Below are 16,455 nucleotides of genomic sequence, written 5' to 3'. Positions count from 1 at the left end.
TGATTTTACTATTGAATTTCATATAGATAATAAAAAATGCGCCCTGTAATCACAAAGCGCATTTAAACATTAAGCCGGTATGATCGGTAGATTACAAATCACCGAGATAGGATTTGATCGTCTCGATAAAACGCGGCACAGAAATAGGCTTCGAGATATAGGCCTCGCAACCACCCTGCCGGATACGCTCTTCATCACCCTTCATAGCAAAAGCGGTAACGGCGATAATCGGTATCGACTTCAGATCATCATCTTCTTTGAGCCATTTTGTTACTTCAAGTCCGGAAACCTCCGGTAGCTGAATATCCATCAGGATCAGATCAGGCCGGTGAATACGCGCAAGATCCATGGCTTCAAGGCCATTGCGGGTGCGGATGGTTTCATAACCGCTGGCCTCAATCAGATCGCGGAACAGCTTCATATTCAGCTCGTTATCTTCGACGATCATCACTCTTTTGGTCATGCAAATTACCTATTCTTCCAATCCGCAACCTGACGATATAAGCTTGCTGTTAACAGCAGCATTTCGCAGATTAAGGCTCACGTCAATCACCGGACTAAAGACCATACTTATCCGGCTTCACAGAGCATAGCATTGATCAATGGTCAAAATGACCCTAAACAGTTTCAAATGCAATTAAAGCTATGATTACAGTTGCCAAAACGTAAAAATCAGTTCGCAGGGCTCGAAATGTCAAAAACAATTTTAAATCAAAATGATGCTGAAACTCTGGCTATTGAAGCATTGGTGTTTCTGGCGCAGGAACCCGAGCTGATGAACCGCTTTCTCTCGCTGACCGGCATTGAGGCCTCCTCAATCCGTGAAGCAGCCGGTGAGCCTGCGTTTCTGACCGGCGTTTTGCAATTCTATCTCGCCCATGAGCCAACATTGATGAAGTTTTGCGAGGCCAGCGGCCATCAGCCCGAAAGCATGAACCAGGCACTTCATCATCTGCCAGGCGGTGCAACGCATTTTGAAAACTCGATGTAAGTGCATCATTGCAAGCGCAAACAGGTTTGCGCTTGCAGGTTTGTGCAGGCACAGGCACGCAGATATGGGCACGCAGATATGTGCGTAAGCAAAAAAATCACTGGCGATGACCTGCTCTAAACTGTACTGTGAAAATGTTCCGCATATGTTCGGATCGCAGCACAGGTTTTACATCTATGACCAAGGGTCTTAACGGCTATTTTTCTGCAGCAGATCCGCAGGCAGGTTTCTGCCGCGATTGTCTTGCTGTACAGAAAAAGCTTAAAAAATATCCGCGTCAGAACCAGCATCCTCGATGCAGCGAGTGCGGCAGCCCGCGGCTGGTGCGTCATCAGGAGCTCTATGATTTAAGCTTTGCACATATTGATTGCGATGCTTTTTATGCAGCAGTTGAAAAGCGTGATAATCCGGAATTGCGTGACAAACCGGTGATTATTGGCGGCGGCAAGCGTGGCGTGGTTTCTACCTGCTGCTACATTGCGCGTATCCACGGAGTGCGCTCGGCAATGCCGACTTTCAAGGCAATTGAACTCTGCCCTGAGGCGGTTTTCGTTGCACCTAATATGGAAAAATACCGCACAGTCGGCCATCAGATCCGCAAGATGATGCTTGATCTTACCCCGCTTGTTGAGCCGCTGTCGATTGATGAGGCGTTTCTCGATCTGCGCGGCACCACCAAGCTCCATCATGCGCCGCCTGCCCTTGTACTGGCTGAATTTGCACGTCGCATTGAGAAAGAGATCGGTATTACCGTCTCGGTTGGTTTGTCATATTGCAAATTCCTGGCCAAAATCGCATCCGACATGGCAAAACCGCGCGGATTTTCGGTTATTGGTGAAGCGGAGACGATGGAGTTCCTGAAACCCAAACCTGTCAGCATGATCTGGGGCGTGGGCAAAGCGCTGACAGCCAAGCTCAATGCAGACGGCATACAGACGATTGGCCAGCTGCAGCAGATGGAAGAAGCTGGTTTGATGAAATCCTATGGCATGATGGGGCAACGGCTTTACCGGCTGTCACGGGGGCAGGATACACGTATCGTGCAGCCGGAAAGCGAGATGAAAAGCATCTCCAACGAAACCACTTTTGACATCGACATCTCCAAGCCTGAAGATTTGGTGCCAGTCTTGCGTGCCTTGTCGGAAAAAGTCGCCTCACGTTTAAAGCAAGGCCATATTGCGGGGCATACGGTGGTACTCAAGCTTAAAACGCAGGATTTCCAAAGCCGTACCCGCAACCACCGCTTAAGCGACCCTACGCAGCTTGCTGACCGTATTTTTCGCACCGGTCTTTATCTGCTGCAAAAAGAGATCGACGGCACGCGTTTTCGTTTGCTCGGTATCGGCGTAACAGACCTGACTGATCCGGTGAAAGCCGATCCGCCTGACCTTGTGGATGTGCAGGCTGGCAAACGCGCAGCTGCAGAAAGTGCAATTGATAAGTTGCGCTCGAAATTTGGCTCTAAGACTGTTGAAACCGGCTACACATTCGGTAAGGGCAACCTCGCCCGCCCGCAAACACCATCAAAATAAATCCGGCTCAATAAAGTCCAATAGCGCATAGTTTGCCTTGGTATCTTTTCTACCACGTGCATCAAGCAAAGTGTCAACCGGCTCTTAGAGTACGATGTATTCAAAAAAGAAATAGATAGAGCGATTTTCTGCCCCTAGAGCATTTCACTATCAACTTGAATCAACTTGATCGATATGACAATGCGAAAACTCTAAAATCTAGAGCGAGCGCTGCGATCCAACCTGAACGTTACCCGCTCTAGAAAAAATGAAAGCTCCCTAAGCGAAGGTTATATGCCCCCATCTATGGGCTATCGAAGTAACAGATTTAAAATGCATCTCCCTCTTTCAAAGAAAATTAAATTACTGCAATAAATAACAGTATTGCTACCTTTTAAAAAAATATAAAAGCAACACATAACAACAAACAATAATAACTGATTATTTGCATTAAATATAATAATAATTAAATTTGTAAAATAAAAATTAGGTGAAAAATGAAAATATCCATTAAAATACTTATAGCGTATATTTTTACTATATATTCTACTCTATCTTTTTCAGAAATTATAGATACTACTTATTTTGCTCCGATTGACAAAGGAAACCTTATTAACTTTGACTACAAAAACGACAATAAAAGTGATTTAAATTATATTTCCGCACCATTAAATATAGATATTATTAGCCCTAAACGCGAAGGAACAAGGTTTATTGCAAATCAGTTTAATTTAGTGAATTTAAAAAATAATAACGATAAAAATACTATGTATATGGGGTTAAATGTAGCCAACAGTACTGATGGATTCATTGGCCAAGTACATTTTTCTTTATTTGGTGCCGGATATGGAAAGTTTGACAAGAGCAACTGTAACACTGGGGCAGATTCAGGAGATGGCGTTACTTGTGCAGTAAAGATACCTGTGACATCAGGTTATCGCTATAATACTGTTGCTGAAATAATTTCATCACATTCAAAAGGTACAACTGTTCAAGGCCGCGTTGAACAATACGATTCAAATGGAAACAAAATTAATTCTCTTATTATTGGGAGCTTTGAGGTTCTTAAGGGGGAAATGGGCTTCACATATCCATCAGCCTGGGTTGAGGGTGATAGTACCCCTTGTAATAAAGTTGGCAGAACACAGATCACATATTCTAAACTAAGAATAAAACATATAGGTGATCCTAAGACTTATGAAACACCAATTAACACTGTTACAGGTAGCAGGTGCGGTGTAATCGCTTGGCCTAGCTACCATAATGATGGCAAGTTCTTGGGTATAACAATGACATATCCTGCACCGCAGCTTAGCATTGAATCTGCTCTTGGTCATGTAAACCCACCTAAAAATATTCGTGCCGGAGGGGGATCTGTAATCGTTTCCGGGCTTGCAGAACCACACAAATCAGTACTCGTTCAAATCGAAGGCGATTCAGATGGAAAAACAATCAAGCCCAATAAAAACGGATCATGGTCGGTTGAACTGGGAATTTACGATAAATATTCTGCGAGCCGTATATTGGCAATATTGATTGATAAAAACGGAAATGAGCTATTGAGAACTAGCCAAAAAATTACTTATCATTGAGCCTCATTATATATGGACGGCTCTGAGCTTTAACCCACTAGAGCGGGTAACGATCAGCTTGGATCGCAGCGCTCGCTCTAGATTTTAGCTTTTTCGCATTGTCATACCTATCAAGCTGTTTAAACTTGATAGTGAAATGCTCTAAGGTTTCAGTGGCCGTCCTTCTATTAATCACTTTGGCTATTAATCATTTTGGCTATCAAACAACCAGACTAGAGCATGGCACCTGGTTTTGATGATATATATTCTGCGCTGTCACTGTGATCCATAATCCTTGTCTGATCCTATTTTTTGCCGAGTAAATAAGCGGCCACAGCTGCATAGGCTGGCAGTGATGTCGGATCATTGGCAGCATTACCCGCCAGCGGATGCGATGAAAAACGCGCAATCACCATCTCTGCCGCAGGGTCGACATAGATCGCCTGTCCGTGCACACCGCGCGCCATATAAGCGCCATTGGCATTATGTGAAATCCACCACATGCCGCGATAACTCCAGCCCTTCAAAAGATCATAGCCTGCTTTGGCAAAAACTGCTTTATCACCACCACCCCGAATAGATCGAATGGCCGCTTCCGGCACCAGCCTCTCGCCGTTTATCACGCCATTATTCAGCATCAATTGCCCGATTCGAGCCAGATCACGCAAACCGGCATTCAATCCGCCACCGGCAAAAGGCGTGCCTATTGAATCAACGGTATAATAAGCATCTTGCTCGGCGCCCATCTTGTTCCAGATTTTTTCAGTCAAATATTGTGTCACAGACTGGCCAGTTACCCGTGCAATAATCCATCCGAGCGCATCAGAATTAATGGTTTTATAGCCGAATACCTCCCCGTGCTCTCCCTCTTTGCGCACAGTCTGCAAGTATTCAAAATAGGTTCTCGGCCCCTGATAATCATCCGGCTTTGGCAGCGGGCTACCAGCTGCTGAATAAATCCAGACATCTGCTTCAGGATCAGCATAATCTTCGCTGTAATGCAGCCCTGTTGTCATATCCATCACTTGGCGCACGGTAGCATCACCAAAGGCGCTTTTAGCCAGTTCCGGCACCAGTGTTGCAACTTTAGCTTTCTCGTCCAGTTTGCCTTCGGCAACCAAAATCTCGCCAAGCAAACCGGTAATGGATTTGGTAACCGACATAGCGCCATGCTGCCCTGTATCTGTGAGGCAACCGGAATATTTTTCGTAAACCACAGCACCTTTGTGCAGTACAATGATCCCGTCAGTATAATTGGCATCCTGCGAGGCCGCCCATGTCATTGGCTTATCAGCACCCAGCGGCATAAATACTAGCGCATCTATGGCAGCTTCATCAGGCTGGCGCTCTAATGGCACCGGCGCACCAATTCCACGGCTTACAGCGATAGTGGGCATTAACTGTCTGAAATGACAAGCAGTCCAGCGCAATTTAGGAAAGTTGAAATAATCAGGATCAGTAAACCGTATAATTTTATCATCAGGTGGCGGTGAACCGGTCATCCATCCAAGTGCAACGGGATCAGATTGTTTCGCATTCATCATTTCAGCCTCCTGCGCACCGGCTTTGCCACCCGCAACGATCAATGCAGCCAAAAGCACGCCTTTAACAGAGTGAGCAGACACTGGCTGACACTTAGAAATTAACAACGACATTGGCAAATCCTCCGGTCCAGGTTGGAGCTTTTCCGTGATAAGCGGACTCTATTCCGGAACCCGGAAATGACACACTGAAGCCGATTGTGAGATAGGTATGAGCGTTCAGAATACGATTATATTCCAGATAAATATCATCAGACAAGTGATGGCTGGTGACACCTGCGGTAATATCCGGCTCATCACCCGATGTTTCAACGCGCGTCCCCTGTCCGAACTGTATAGGACTGCGCAACTCATTGGCACGAATGTGTGCATAGCGCAGGCTGACAGCATCACGCTCGGTGGGCTTTACGCGTAAGCTTGCCTGATAGGCACTAACATTCGAATTGATAAACACCATCGATGATTTTGTGCCCGTCGACCACGCGCTTGGATTGCCTTCATAAAACAGCGGATCAAATCGCTAGAGACGCGCTGTGGACGGGTCATCGCCGGAAAAGCTTTGATAGGCAATGGCCAGACTTGGCTGCCAAGGCAGATCAATAAAATTATAGCCGACATAAACCCGCCCCGCCCATGCAGACAGATCAATCCGGTCATTCCACTCATAGGCAAATTCGGTGCCTGCAATAAAATTTTCCCAAACGTCCGGAAACGGCGTGCCAATCGCATAGACGTTAACAAAATTCAGACCTTTACGTCCATCAGCAATGATCTCAGGGGCGCCATGACCATCGGGCGCGGCCTGCACATAAGGCGAGTTCGATTCAAGCACATGGCCAAAAGTAACACCCGCAAAGCTCTCTGCTGGCAATTGATAACGCAAATCTGCTCCAACAAGCTGCGTATTGCTGCTGCTGTCCGGTAATTCATTGGGCTGGAGATAAAAGGCTGTTGCCTGTAGCTCGTCATAGGAAAACTGTGCGATCGCGGAGGATTTCCAAGCTTTCCTTGGTCCGAATTTTAATGCGCCACGTTCAAAACCGCTCGTCCCGCCATTCGCAATCAGCATTCCTGTACCAGCTTTAAACTCTCTTGCACCAACTGAAAGATCAAACGCTGCACCACTGCTATTTTTATTCAGAAAGCCGATATAAGCTTCTTCAACAGTCAATCGCCCCGTATCACCAACATTAAAAGCATCGGTGCCTAATGTGCCAGACAAAACAACTGAGCCCTTACCATAAAGACTTATACCATCGTTCAACTGGCTATTGAAGCTGATACCGGGCTTCACATAACCTTCAAGCCACTGCTTACGAGGATTGTAATCAAGTGATGGTGCAAAATTATCTGCAAAGTTCCAGAACAGGTTTTTCTCTGCCACACCATTGAGACCAGCCTGTAAATGAGCCCTGATTTTCAACCCTTCAGCATCATAAAGCACCATAGGATCATCGGCAAAGGCTTGAAAACAGCTGAGTAAAACACCGGAAAACGTTACCAGTACAAAAAGAGCAAAGCTGCGTGATTTTTTGCCTATAGCCCCGATGGTCATCTCGCCCGATCCCCGCATTTTATCATTACCGGCTATTATCAGCATGACTATTGAGTAATAACTTTAGTAGTACACTAAATACATGAAGCGCGGCAGGTTTTATTATGTCAGGGCTGGCAGGTGTTTTAGCGACTGATAATTTACTGTGAATTTTCATTCCCAGCCTGCGCAGAATAGATTACAAATCCAGCCAATCAGATAGGCTTATCTTGTGGTACTTTACACGTGATCATTATTCAGGAAGACGGCTATGACCTCCGGCATACACCATGTTACCCTCATCACACGTAATGTGCAGGCCAATATTGATTTTTACGCAGGCTTTCTCGGCTTACGTCTCGTCAAACAAACCGGCGGCTATGAAGATGGTGAACAGCTGCACTTATTCTACGGTGATGCTCTGGGCTCTCCCGGCTCGCTGATTACATTTTTGGTTTGGGAAAATGGTGCGGCTGGTCGTGTTGGTCATGGTCAGGTGGCAGAAATTGCTCTCGCGGTACCGGTAGAAACGATCGGCGACTGGTTGACACGCTCCCTTTCAAGCCAAATCCGTATTGAAGGCCCCAAGCGCGAATTTGGTGAGCCGGTACTCCGCCTCAAAGATCCGGACGGTATCACCGTCAAACTGGTCGGGCGTGACATGCCGGCAGCACATTCGTGGGGCAATGCACCAACACGTTTGCATAGCGTGACTATACTGACTGAAACACAGGAAGAAACGGCGGCGTTTATCACCCGTTTTGGTTATCAGCCAAGCCAGACTGAAGACAATATTCTGCGTCTCGCCTCAGAAACAGATTTTATTGATGTGCGCAATGTCACCGGCTTTGTACCGGGCATTCCCGGCACCGGAATCGCCGATCATATTGCCTTTCGTGCGCCCGATGTGGCAGCCGTTAAAACCGCACAGGCAGAATTATCACGGCTCAACTCTTCAGCGACAAATTTTCACGACCGCAATTATTTCACTTCGCTCTATGTGCGTGAGCCCGGCGGAACACTGATTGAATTGGCGACGGATGGCCCGGGTTTTACCATTGATGAGCCGCCTGAGCATCTGGGTGAAACCTTATTTGTGCCACCACATAACAAAGAACGCGCAGAAGATTTGCGTGTTCTGATGCCACAATTTTCCATGCCTGATAAGGAGCGTATTGTGATGCGTGATCTGCCATTTGTTCACCGTTTTTATACACCGGAGCAGCCGGATGGCAGCACTATTCTGCTATTACACGGCACCGGTGGCAACGAAGCTGATCTTATGCCGATGGCGCACCGTATCAACCCGCATGCCACTCTGCTCGGCTTGCGTGGCCGCAGCCATGAAGAAGGGGTTGCCCGCTGGTTCCGCCGCTTTGGGGCGACACAATTTGATCAGACAGATATTCGTACAGAGGCGGAAGCTTTCAATGCATTTATGGAAGGCGCAGCCAGCGCCTATGGTATAAAGCCCGAGAAAACGACCATATTGGGCTATTCAAATGGTGCAAATTTTGCAGCTGCAATTATGGCGCTTTACCCGCATTTAATTCATAGCGCGATTTTATGCCGCCCTATGCAAGTGCTGGAAACCAGCCCGCAGGTTGATTTGAGCGCCGCCAGAGTGCTCACCCTCACCGGCAATCAGGATCCTTATGGCCGTTTTGCAGCAAGCCTCAATATATGGCTTAAAGAATGTGCAGCAGATCTCACCGCAGAGCTGCTGGATGCAGGTCATCAGCTGACACCGGAAGACACCGCTAAAGCGCAGCAATGGCTAAAAATTTAGTTCATACGTAAAAACATCATCATAAAAAATAATGTTCTGTGCATGTTTTGCATAGACAGCAGAGTCATTCGCATCTAACGATTGTAATGTTATTACATTTCAGATTCGAGGTACTTTATGTTGAAAATGCTAAAGAGCGCCACAGCGCTGGGCCTGCTGGGCTCTATGCTGGTTACAGGAAACGCGAATGCAGATGACCATAACCATGCATCGGACCATGTCTGGCACCTGTTTATTGCAGATCATACCAAACCCGTTATTCGAGCTATTGATTTAAAAAGTGGCAAAGAACTCAATAAATTTGATGTAAAAGGCTATGCCGGACTGACAGCCAGTGCATCTGGTGAAACCGTGTTTGCCGTGCAATCTGATGCCGATATGGTCAATATTATCAAAACCGGAATTAAACTGTCAGACCATGGTGATCACCGTGACCTTGAAGTCTCTGACACAGCCATGCTGCCATTAGAAATAGCAGGTCAGCGCCCCGTTCATGCGGTAATGCACGGCGATACTGCAACACTGTTTTTTGAGCGTGAAGGCAAGGCAAAGCTCTATTCTGAACAGGCTATTATTGCTGGTAAAGCTAAGCCTGAAACCATTGATGCAACAGCGCCTCATCACGGTGTTGTGGTGCCTTTTGGCGATCAGTTTCTGGCATCCGTTCCGAACCTCAAAGTTGAGACCAAGCCTGATGATTTGCCGCCACGCCTCGGCCTTCGTGTGCTTAATGCTGACGGCAAACAATCCGGCGATGTGGCAACCTGCACCGCCTTGCACGGCGAGGCATTTTCAGCACGCATTGCAGCGTTTGGCTGTGAAGAAGGTGTGCTGCTTGCCATCCCGGGCAAAGATAAGACTGCTGAGTTGAAAATGCTCCCCTATGGGGCAGATTTACCCAAAGGCAAGGTCTCAACACTGCTTGGCAGCAAAGCGATGCAGTTCTTTCTCGGTAATTATGGTGAAGATAAAATCGCGCTGATTGACCCTGAAAGTGATACACCCTACCGCCTTGTTGATCTGCCAACACGCCGGATCGATTTTGCACTCGACCCCGCTCGCCTGAAAAATGCCTATGTGCTCACTGAAGACGGCCAATTGCATTTGATCAATATTCTTGACGGCACAATCACACGATCAGCCAAAGTCACCGAGCCCTATAGTAAAGACGGCCACTGGCGGGATGCACGCCCGCGTCTGGCTGTTGCCGGTGATCATATTGCCATTACAGATCCCCGCCATAGTCTGGTGCGCCTGATCAATATTGAAAGCTTTAAAGAAGACCGCACAATTACAGTTGCGGATCAGCCATTCAGCATTGTGGCTGTGGGCGGCTCCGGCGCCACGCACTAAAACCAGTTTTTAAAAAAAGCCCTGCAAGCTTAGCTTGCAGGGCTTTCTTATTCATAAAAGCACGCGCTATTAGTGGGCGGTGCCTACCAGTGCATCTTCCTCGCCGCCTTTAACAACGGCCGGTGTCACAGGTTCAACCCATTCAATCGGCTCAGGCTTGCGTGTCAGTGCATGTTCCAGAACTTCGCTTACAAACGATACCGGAATGATTTCCAGAGCGTTTTTCACATTGTCCGGAATTTCAACCAGATCTTTGGCATTTTCTTCCGGAATCAGCACCTTCTTGATACCGCCACGCAAAGCTGCCAGCAGTTTTTCTTTCAGGCCGCCAATCGGCAGAACACGACCACGCAATGTAACCTCACCGGTCATGGCAACATCTTTGCGTACCGGAATACCGGTCAGCACAGAAACAATTGCTGTAACCATGGCTGTACCGGCAGACGGGCCATCTTTCGGTGTCGCACCTTCCGGCACGTGCACGTGGATGTCACGCTTATCGAACAGCGGCGGCTCAATGCCGAAATCCACAGCGCGGGAGCGCACATAAGATGCCGCCGCCGAAATGGATTCCTTCATCACGTCGCGCAGGTTACCGGTAACAGTCATACGACCTTTACCTGGCATCATCACGCCTTCAATGGTCAGCAATTCGCCGCCCACTTCAGTCCAAGCCAGACCGGTGACAACACCAACCTGATCTTCACCGTCGATCTGACCATAGCGATATTTCTGCACACCCAGATAATCAGCAATATTATCTTTGGTTACATGAACAGCTTTGGTCTTTTTACGCATGATTTCAGTGACAGCTTTACGCGCCAGCTTCATCATTTCTCGCTCAAGACTACGCACACCCGCTTCACGGGTATAGTGCTGGATGACCGCCAGAATAGCACCCTCATCAACCGAAAACTCTTCCGGCTGCAGAATATGCTCTTTGATTGCCTTCGGCAGCAAATGCCGTTTGGCAATTTCCAGCTTCTCGTCTTCGGTGTAACCGGCAATACGGATGATTTCCATACGGTCGAGCAACGGGCCCGGAATATTCAGCGAGTTTGCAGTGGTCACGAACATGACATTGGAAAGGTCATATTCGACCTCCAGATAATGATCCATGAATGTTGCATTCTGTTCCGGATCCAACACCTCCAACATCGCCGAAGACGGATCACCACGGAAATCCTGCCCCATTTTGTCGATCTCATCGAGAAGGAACAACGGGTTGGACTTCTTGGCTTTTTTCATCGACTGGATAACCTTGCCCGGCATCGAGCCGATATAGGTTCTGCGATGACCGCGAATTTCAGCTTCATCACGCACGCCGCCCAGCGACATCCGCACATATTCACGGCCTGTTGCTTTGGCAATCGAGCGCGCCAGCGAGGTTTTACCAACGCCCGGAGGTCCAACGAGACAAATGATCGGGCCTTTGATCTTGGAGGCACGAGACTGTACCGCAAGATATTCGACAATGCGCTCTTTGACCTTATCCAGACCGAAATGCTCGGTATCGAGCACTTCCTCGGCAAAGCTCAGATCCTGCTTGATCTTGGACTTTTTGTTCCAAGGCAGCGACAAAATCCAGTCGAGATAGTTGCGCACCACTGTGGCTTCCGCCGACATCGGGCTCATAGAACGCAGCTTCTTCATTTCAGCCTGCGCTTTTTCCGCGGCTTCTTTGGTGAGCTTGGTCTTGGCAATACGTTCTTCCAGCTCGGCCAGTTCATCACGGCCGTCTTCACCGTCGCCAAGTTCTTTCTGGATCGCCTTCATCTGTTCGTTCAGATAATATTCGCGCTGGGTCTTTTCCATCTGGCGCTTAACACGCGAGCGGATACGCTTTTCAACCTGAAGAACCGAGATTTCGGATTCCATATATTCAAGCGCTTTTTCAAGTCGCTCACGAACCGAAAGGATCGAGAGCATTTCCTGCTTTTCAGCAATCTTGATCGCCAAATGCGAGGCAACAGTATCAGCAAGCTTCGAATGATCATCAATCTGGCTGGTAGCGCTGACAACTTCAGGCGAAATCTTTTTGTTCAGCTTCACATAATTTTCAAAATCGCTCATCACTGAGCGTGACAGCGCCTCAACTTCCACCGGCTCTTCTTCCGGCAGTTCAAGGATGTCGGCATAGGCCTCGTGATAATCTTCACGGGCGCTGAATTTGCTGATTTTAGCGCGTGCAATACCTTCAACCAGCACTTTAACAGTGCCGTCCGGCAATTTAAGCAATTGCAGAACATTGGCAATTGTACCGATTTCATAAATCGCATCATTTGCCGGTTCGTCTTCAGCAGCATTTTTCTGGGTCGCAAGCAAAATCTGCTTATCGACACCCATCACTTCTTCAAGCGCACGGATTGATCTTTCGCGGCCAACAAACAGCGGCACAATCATATGCGGGAAGACAACGATATCGCGCAACGGCAAAACGGCATAGAGCCCGTCTTGGCCACCCGCAGGTGTCTTCAACTCGGTATCCGTCATTTTAAGTCCTTTCCCGGGCAAACCACCCGATCGCCACGCAGCAATCCCCGTATCATCAGCAAATCACTACATGCATCGTCTCTATAATTGGCCACCCACTGCCGGTATTTCAAGCACCTGTTGCGTTTCATACAGCATATTAAATCAACGCAATTATGGTCATAAACAAATGATACAAACTTCTGACATCTCTTTTAACTGCTTTTACCGCTAAAGAAACGCTTATTTCTCGCATTTATCTGCGTTAAGGGCATCGTCCACAATCATAGGCTTTAAATATGAGCGCACTTCTCACAAATAATTCATATGAGCCAATTTAAAACTATCGTTAAAATAAAAAAACGCTCAGGACGATGCCTGAGCGTTTTTTATTATCGCAACAACTGACAAAACTGTCAGTGTGACACTGCGTTTAACAAGCAGCCAGAGCGGTTATTTCGTTCAAAGAAAATGAAAACGCTCTCGCTTTAGAATATCAGGCTGATGCAGTGCCTTTTTCTTCCTTGCGTTCGCCATAGATATAAAGCGGCTGTGCTTTACCATCCACAACTTCGCCGGAAATAACCACTTCGATCACACCTACAAGCGTCGGCAGATCAAACATGGTATCGAGCAGGATTTTTTCCATGATCGAACGCAGGCCACGTGCACCGGTCTTACGCTCTACCGCTCTGGTAGCAATTGCCTGCAGAGCATCTTCACTGAATGTCAGCTCGACATTTTCCATCTCGAACAGACGCTGATACTGTTTCACCAGAGCGTTTTTAGGCTCCGACAAAATCTTAACCAGCGAAGCAATATCGAGATCTTCCAGCGTTGCAATAACCGGCAAACGACCAACAAATTCAGGGATCAATCCGAATTTTACAAGATCTTCCGGTTCCAGCTCGTGGAAGATCGCACCGATACGGCGTTCATCCGGGGCTTTAACCGTCGCACTAAAACCGATCGAGGTCTTTTCACCGCGCGAAGAAATGATCTTATCAAGACCGGCAAAGGCACCACCACAAATAAACAGAATATTGGTAGTATCCACCTGCAGGAACTCCTGCTGCGGATGCTTACGACCACCCTGCGGCGGCACGGAAGCCACTGTGCCTTCCATGATTTTCAGCAGTGCTTGCTGCACACCCTCGCCCGAAACATCGCGTGTAATCGACGGATTATCGGCTTTACGGCTGATTTTATCGACCTCATCGATATAAACGATACCGCGCTGTGCACGCTCGACATTGTAATCGGCAGCCTGCAACAGTTTGAGAATGATATTTTCGACATCTTCACCGACATAACCGGCTTCAGTCAGTGTCGTGGCATCAGCCATTGTAAACGGCACATCAATAATGCGCGCCAATGATTGCGCCAGATAGGTTTTACCGCAACCGGTAGGCCCTACCAGCAGAATGTTTGATTTTGCCAGTTCGACATCACCGCTCTTCGGCTGGTTAGCCAAACGCTTATAGTGGTTGTGAACCGCAACAGAGAGAACACGTTTTGCATGGCTCTGACCGATGACATAATCATCCAGAACCGCAATAATTTCCTGCGGGGTCGGCACACCTTCACGGGATTTAACCATAGAGGATTTATTTTCCTCACGGATAATATCCATGCACAGTTCGACACACTCATCGCAGATAAATACGGTCGGCCCGGCAATCAGCTTGCGAACCTCATGCTGGCTTTTTCCGCAAAACGAGCAATAGAGCGTATTCTTTGAATCGCCACCGCCGTTGCTGACTTTGCTCATTGCAGTTTCCTTTCAGTAATGGCCACCTGCCTCAACAGGTACCAAGTTCTAACCGTTATGCCATCCCGACCGAAACCGACATAAACGGCAGTCGTCATGCTTTTTCAAATACAGGAGCCAGCTGTTTATTCCGGCAATTCCACCGGTTTTGCTGCTCGGCTCACTCTGTTGAATACAGCCTTACTATGTGACGCACGCTATTCTGTACACACAAGCTTAGCTTTTATTCAGAACCGCGCTTGCAGCCCGTATAAGCTCAACTCTATTTTTAAGCACAAGACCCAAATAATCACTTAACATGACACGCAGCATAAACAGGCAGAAGATAGTTTTACAAGCCGTCTGTTAACTTGTTTCACGTCCTGCCGCACTTAAAATGCTAATGGCAGATAAAATATGGCCAAAATTATATAAAGCCACTTTATTCTGCCATCAGACCTTAAATCCTGCCATTCCAACTATACAGTCAGCTGATCCGGCAGCTATACAACCGGATCAGCCATAATAGTTAGTCCTTTTTATCGACAGCTTCGCGTGATTCGATGACTTTATCGATCAAGCCGAACTCAAGCGCTTCCTGCGCTGTCATAAAGTGATCGCGATCAAGCGTGCGCTCAATGGTTTCCAGATCACGGCCTGTATGCTTGACATAAATTTCATTGAGGCGGCGCTTCATCTTGATGATATCCTGCGCATGGCGCTCGATATCGGATGCCTGCCCCTGAAAACCGCCGGATGGCTGATGCACCATGATACGGGCGTTCGGCAGCGCCAGACGCTGGCCGGTTGCACCGGCTGTCAAGAGCAGCGAGCCCATTGATGCGGCCTGCCCCATGCACAGGGTAGAAACAGGAGGCTTGATGAATTGCATCGTGTCATAAATCGCCATACCGGAGGTTACAACACCGCCAGGCGAATTGATGTACATTTCAATCGGCTTATTCGGGTTCTCTGCTTCCAGAAACAGCAGCTGTGCGCAGACCAGCATGGCCATGCCATCTTCAACCGGACCATTTACAAAAATAACGCGCTCTTTGAGGAGACGCGAGAAAATATCATAAGCACGTTCGCCGCGCGCAGTCTGCTCAACCACCATCGGGACCAGATTCATTACGGTTTCAATAGGATCTCTCATGATTAACTGCCTTTGGCTATCGGAGAACGGAGTGAAGCATCTCCGTCAAGATTCGTTGATATTCCATACATAAGGTGACGCACTATGGTTTCGCAAGGTGCGTCACAGCAAAACACTTTCAAACTAGAGCATTTCACTATCAAGTTGAATCAACTTGATAGGCATGACAATGCGATAACTCTAGAATCTAGAGCGAGCGCTACGATCCAACCTGAACGTTACCCGCTCTAGCTCTAAACACTGATACTTACCGAAACCTAAACACCGCAGATATCGGTGCGGGACAAGGCATAAAAACCGCAATAAAATAACTATGCTCCGCAGCTGAAAGTCACGGAGCATAATAAAAAAATATAAACAGATATTTTCAGCACCAAATTTATTCAGTACCCAGTTTATTCAGTACCCAGCTTATTCAGTAATCGTATATTCGCCCAATTCACAAAGATTTTGTGTGTCTTCGAGATCTTCAAGATCATCGCCCTGAAATTCAAAGCGCATATCGTAACTGCAAACACTGCGGCCGTCAGCAATAGTAATCTCCATGCTTTCGCCGGCATCAAGCGCATCACGGCCCAAAATATCATCTTCCCAGCTATCAACACCGACCGGTGAAGCATGGAAATTATTGACCACAGAATTGGTGCCGTTTTTCAGCGTAAACACCAGATCTTCTGCAAATGCTGCACTGCTGAACAACGTAAAAGCGAATGAAAAAGCAGCAATAAGCTTAATTTTTGCCATAGATAGCCCCTCCCCAAGGAGCAGTAAGAGCAGCCATATCTCT

General features: G+C 47.5%; 13 protein-coding genes. 5 read left to right on the top strand and 8 right to left on the bottom strand.

Annotated elements, in window-relative coordinates; all coding sequences use genetic code 11:
* Window positions 1-91 precede the first annotated feature (91 nt).
* Window positions 92-463, bottom strand: coding sequence for a response regulator (locus tag MP213Fo_RS14085; RefSeq protein ID WP_421089583.1), 372 nt, complete (start codon window positions 461-463; stop codon window positions 92-94).
* A 228-nt stretch (window positions 464-691) separates the two neighbouring features.
* Between MP213Fo_RS14085 and MP213Fo_RS14080 the strand changes: the two genes are divergently transcribed.
* From MP213Fo_RS14080 to MP213Fo_RS14070, 3 genes are all read left to right on the top strand, one after another.
* Window positions 692-991: a DUF3572 domain-containing protein gene (locus tag MP213Fo_RS14080; protein ID WP_421089582.1), complete on the top strand. Its 300-nt coding sequence runs from the start codon at window positions 692-694 to the stop codon at window positions 989-991.
* A gap of 176 nt (window positions 992-1,167) precedes the next feature.
* Window positions 1,168-2,523 (top strand): DNA polymerase IV, encoded by a 1,356-nt coding sequence (locus MP213Fo_RS14075; protein WP_421089581.1) that lies wholly within the window; start codon window positions 1,168-1,170, stop codon window positions 2,521-2,523.
* A gap of 476 nt (window positions 2,524-2,999) precedes the next feature.
* Entirely contained in the window at window positions 3,000-4,094 is a 1,095-nt protein-coding gene (locus tag MP213Fo_RS14070; RefSeq protein WP_421089580.1) for a hypothetical protein, read from the top strand.
* A gap of 284 nt (window positions 4,095-4,378) precedes the next feature.
* Here MP213Fo_RS14070 and MP213Fo_RS14065 read toward each other — a convergent pair whose 3' ends face one another.
* The 3 genes from MP213Fo_RS14065 to MP213Fo_RS14055 all read right to left on the bottom strand — a co-directional run bounded on the left by MP213Fo_RS14065 (window position 4,379) and on the right by MP213Fo_RS14055 (window position 7,169).
* Window positions 4,379-5,617 carry a serine hydrolase domain-containing protein gene (locus MP213Fo_RS14065; RefSeq protein ID WP_421091166.1) on the bottom strand — a complete coding sequence of 413 codons (1,239 nt, stop codon included), beginning with the start codon at window positions 5,615-5,617 and terminating at the stop codon, window positions 4,379-4,381.
* A 91-nt stretch (window positions 5,618-5,708) separates the two neighbouring features.
* Window positions 5,709-6,071: a hypothetical protein gene (locus MP213Fo_RS14060; RefSeq protein ID WP_421089579.1), complete on the bottom strand. Its 363-nt coding sequence runs from the start codon at window positions 6,069-6,071 to the stop codon at window positions 5,709-5,711.
* A gap of 63 nt (window positions 6,072-6,134) precedes the next feature.
* Window positions 6,135-7,169 (bottom strand): hypothetical protein, encoded by a 1,035-nt coding sequence (locus tag MP213Fo_RS14055; protein ID WP_421089578.1) that lies wholly within the window; start codon window positions 7,167-7,169, stop codon window positions 6,135-6,137.
* A 250-nt stretch (window positions 7,170-7,419) separates the two neighbouring features.
* On the opposite strand from MP213Fo_RS14055, the gene MP213Fo_RS14050 reads away from it, so the two are divergent.
* Window positions 7,420-8,937 carry a VOC family protein gene (locus MP213Fo_RS14050; RefSeq protein WP_421089577.1) on the top strand — a complete coding sequence of 506 codons (1,518 nt, stop codon included), beginning with the start codon at window positions 7,420-7,422 and terminating at the stop codon, window positions 8,935-8,937.
* A 126-nt stretch (window positions 8,938-9,063) separates the two neighbouring features.
* Window positions 9,064-10,290 carry a hypothetical protein gene (locus tag MP213Fo_RS14045; protein WP_421091165.1) on the top strand — a complete coding sequence of 409 codons (1,227 nt, stop codon included), beginning with the start codon at window positions 9,064-9,066 and terminating at the stop codon, window positions 10,288-10,290.
* A 69-nt stretch (window positions 10,291-10,359) separates the two neighbouring features.
* Here the strand turns inward: MP213Fo_RS14045 and lon are convergent, their stop codons facing one another.
* From lon to MP213Fo_RS14025, 4 genes are all read right to left on the bottom strand, one after another.
* Window positions 10,360-12,783: an endopeptidase La gene (gene lon, locus MP213Fo_RS14040; RefSeq protein WP_421089576.1), complete on the bottom strand. Its 2,424-nt coding sequence runs from the start codon at window positions 12,781-12,783 to the stop codon at window positions 10,360-10,362.
* A gap of 475 nt (window positions 12,784-13,258) precedes the next feature.
* The gene (clpX, locus tag MP213Fo_RS14035) at window positions 13,259-14,533 is read right to left on the bottom strand and encodes an ATP-dependent Clp protease ATP-binding subunit ClpX (RefSeq protein ID WP_421089575.1); all 1,275 of its coding nucleotides are present in this window, start codon (window positions 14,531-14,533) and stop codon (window positions 13,259-13,261) included.
* 508 nt (window positions 14,534-15,041) lie between these two features.
* The gene (locus tag MP213Fo_RS14030; RefSeq protein ID WP_421089574.1) at window positions 15,042-15,668 is read right to left on the bottom strand and encodes an ATP-dependent Clp protease proteolytic subunit; all 627 of its coding nucleotides are present in this window, start codon (window positions 15,666-15,668) and stop codon (window positions 15,042-15,044) included.
* 411 nt (window positions 15,669-16,079) lie between these two features.
* Window positions 16,080-16,412: a hypothetical protein gene (locus MP213Fo_RS14025; protein WP_421089573.1), complete on the bottom strand. Its 333-nt coding sequence runs from the start codon at window positions 16,410-16,412 to the stop codon at window positions 16,080-16,082.
* Between the last annotated feature and the right edge of the window lie 43 nt (window positions 16,413-16,455).

The organism is Pseudochrobactrum mosebachae (assembly GCF_048914685.1).
Lineage (GTDB): Bacteria > Pseudomonadota > Alphaproteobacteria > Rhizobiales > Rhizobiaceae > Pseudochrobactrum.
This window is presented reverse-complemented; position numbering and strand designations above follow the sequence as displayed.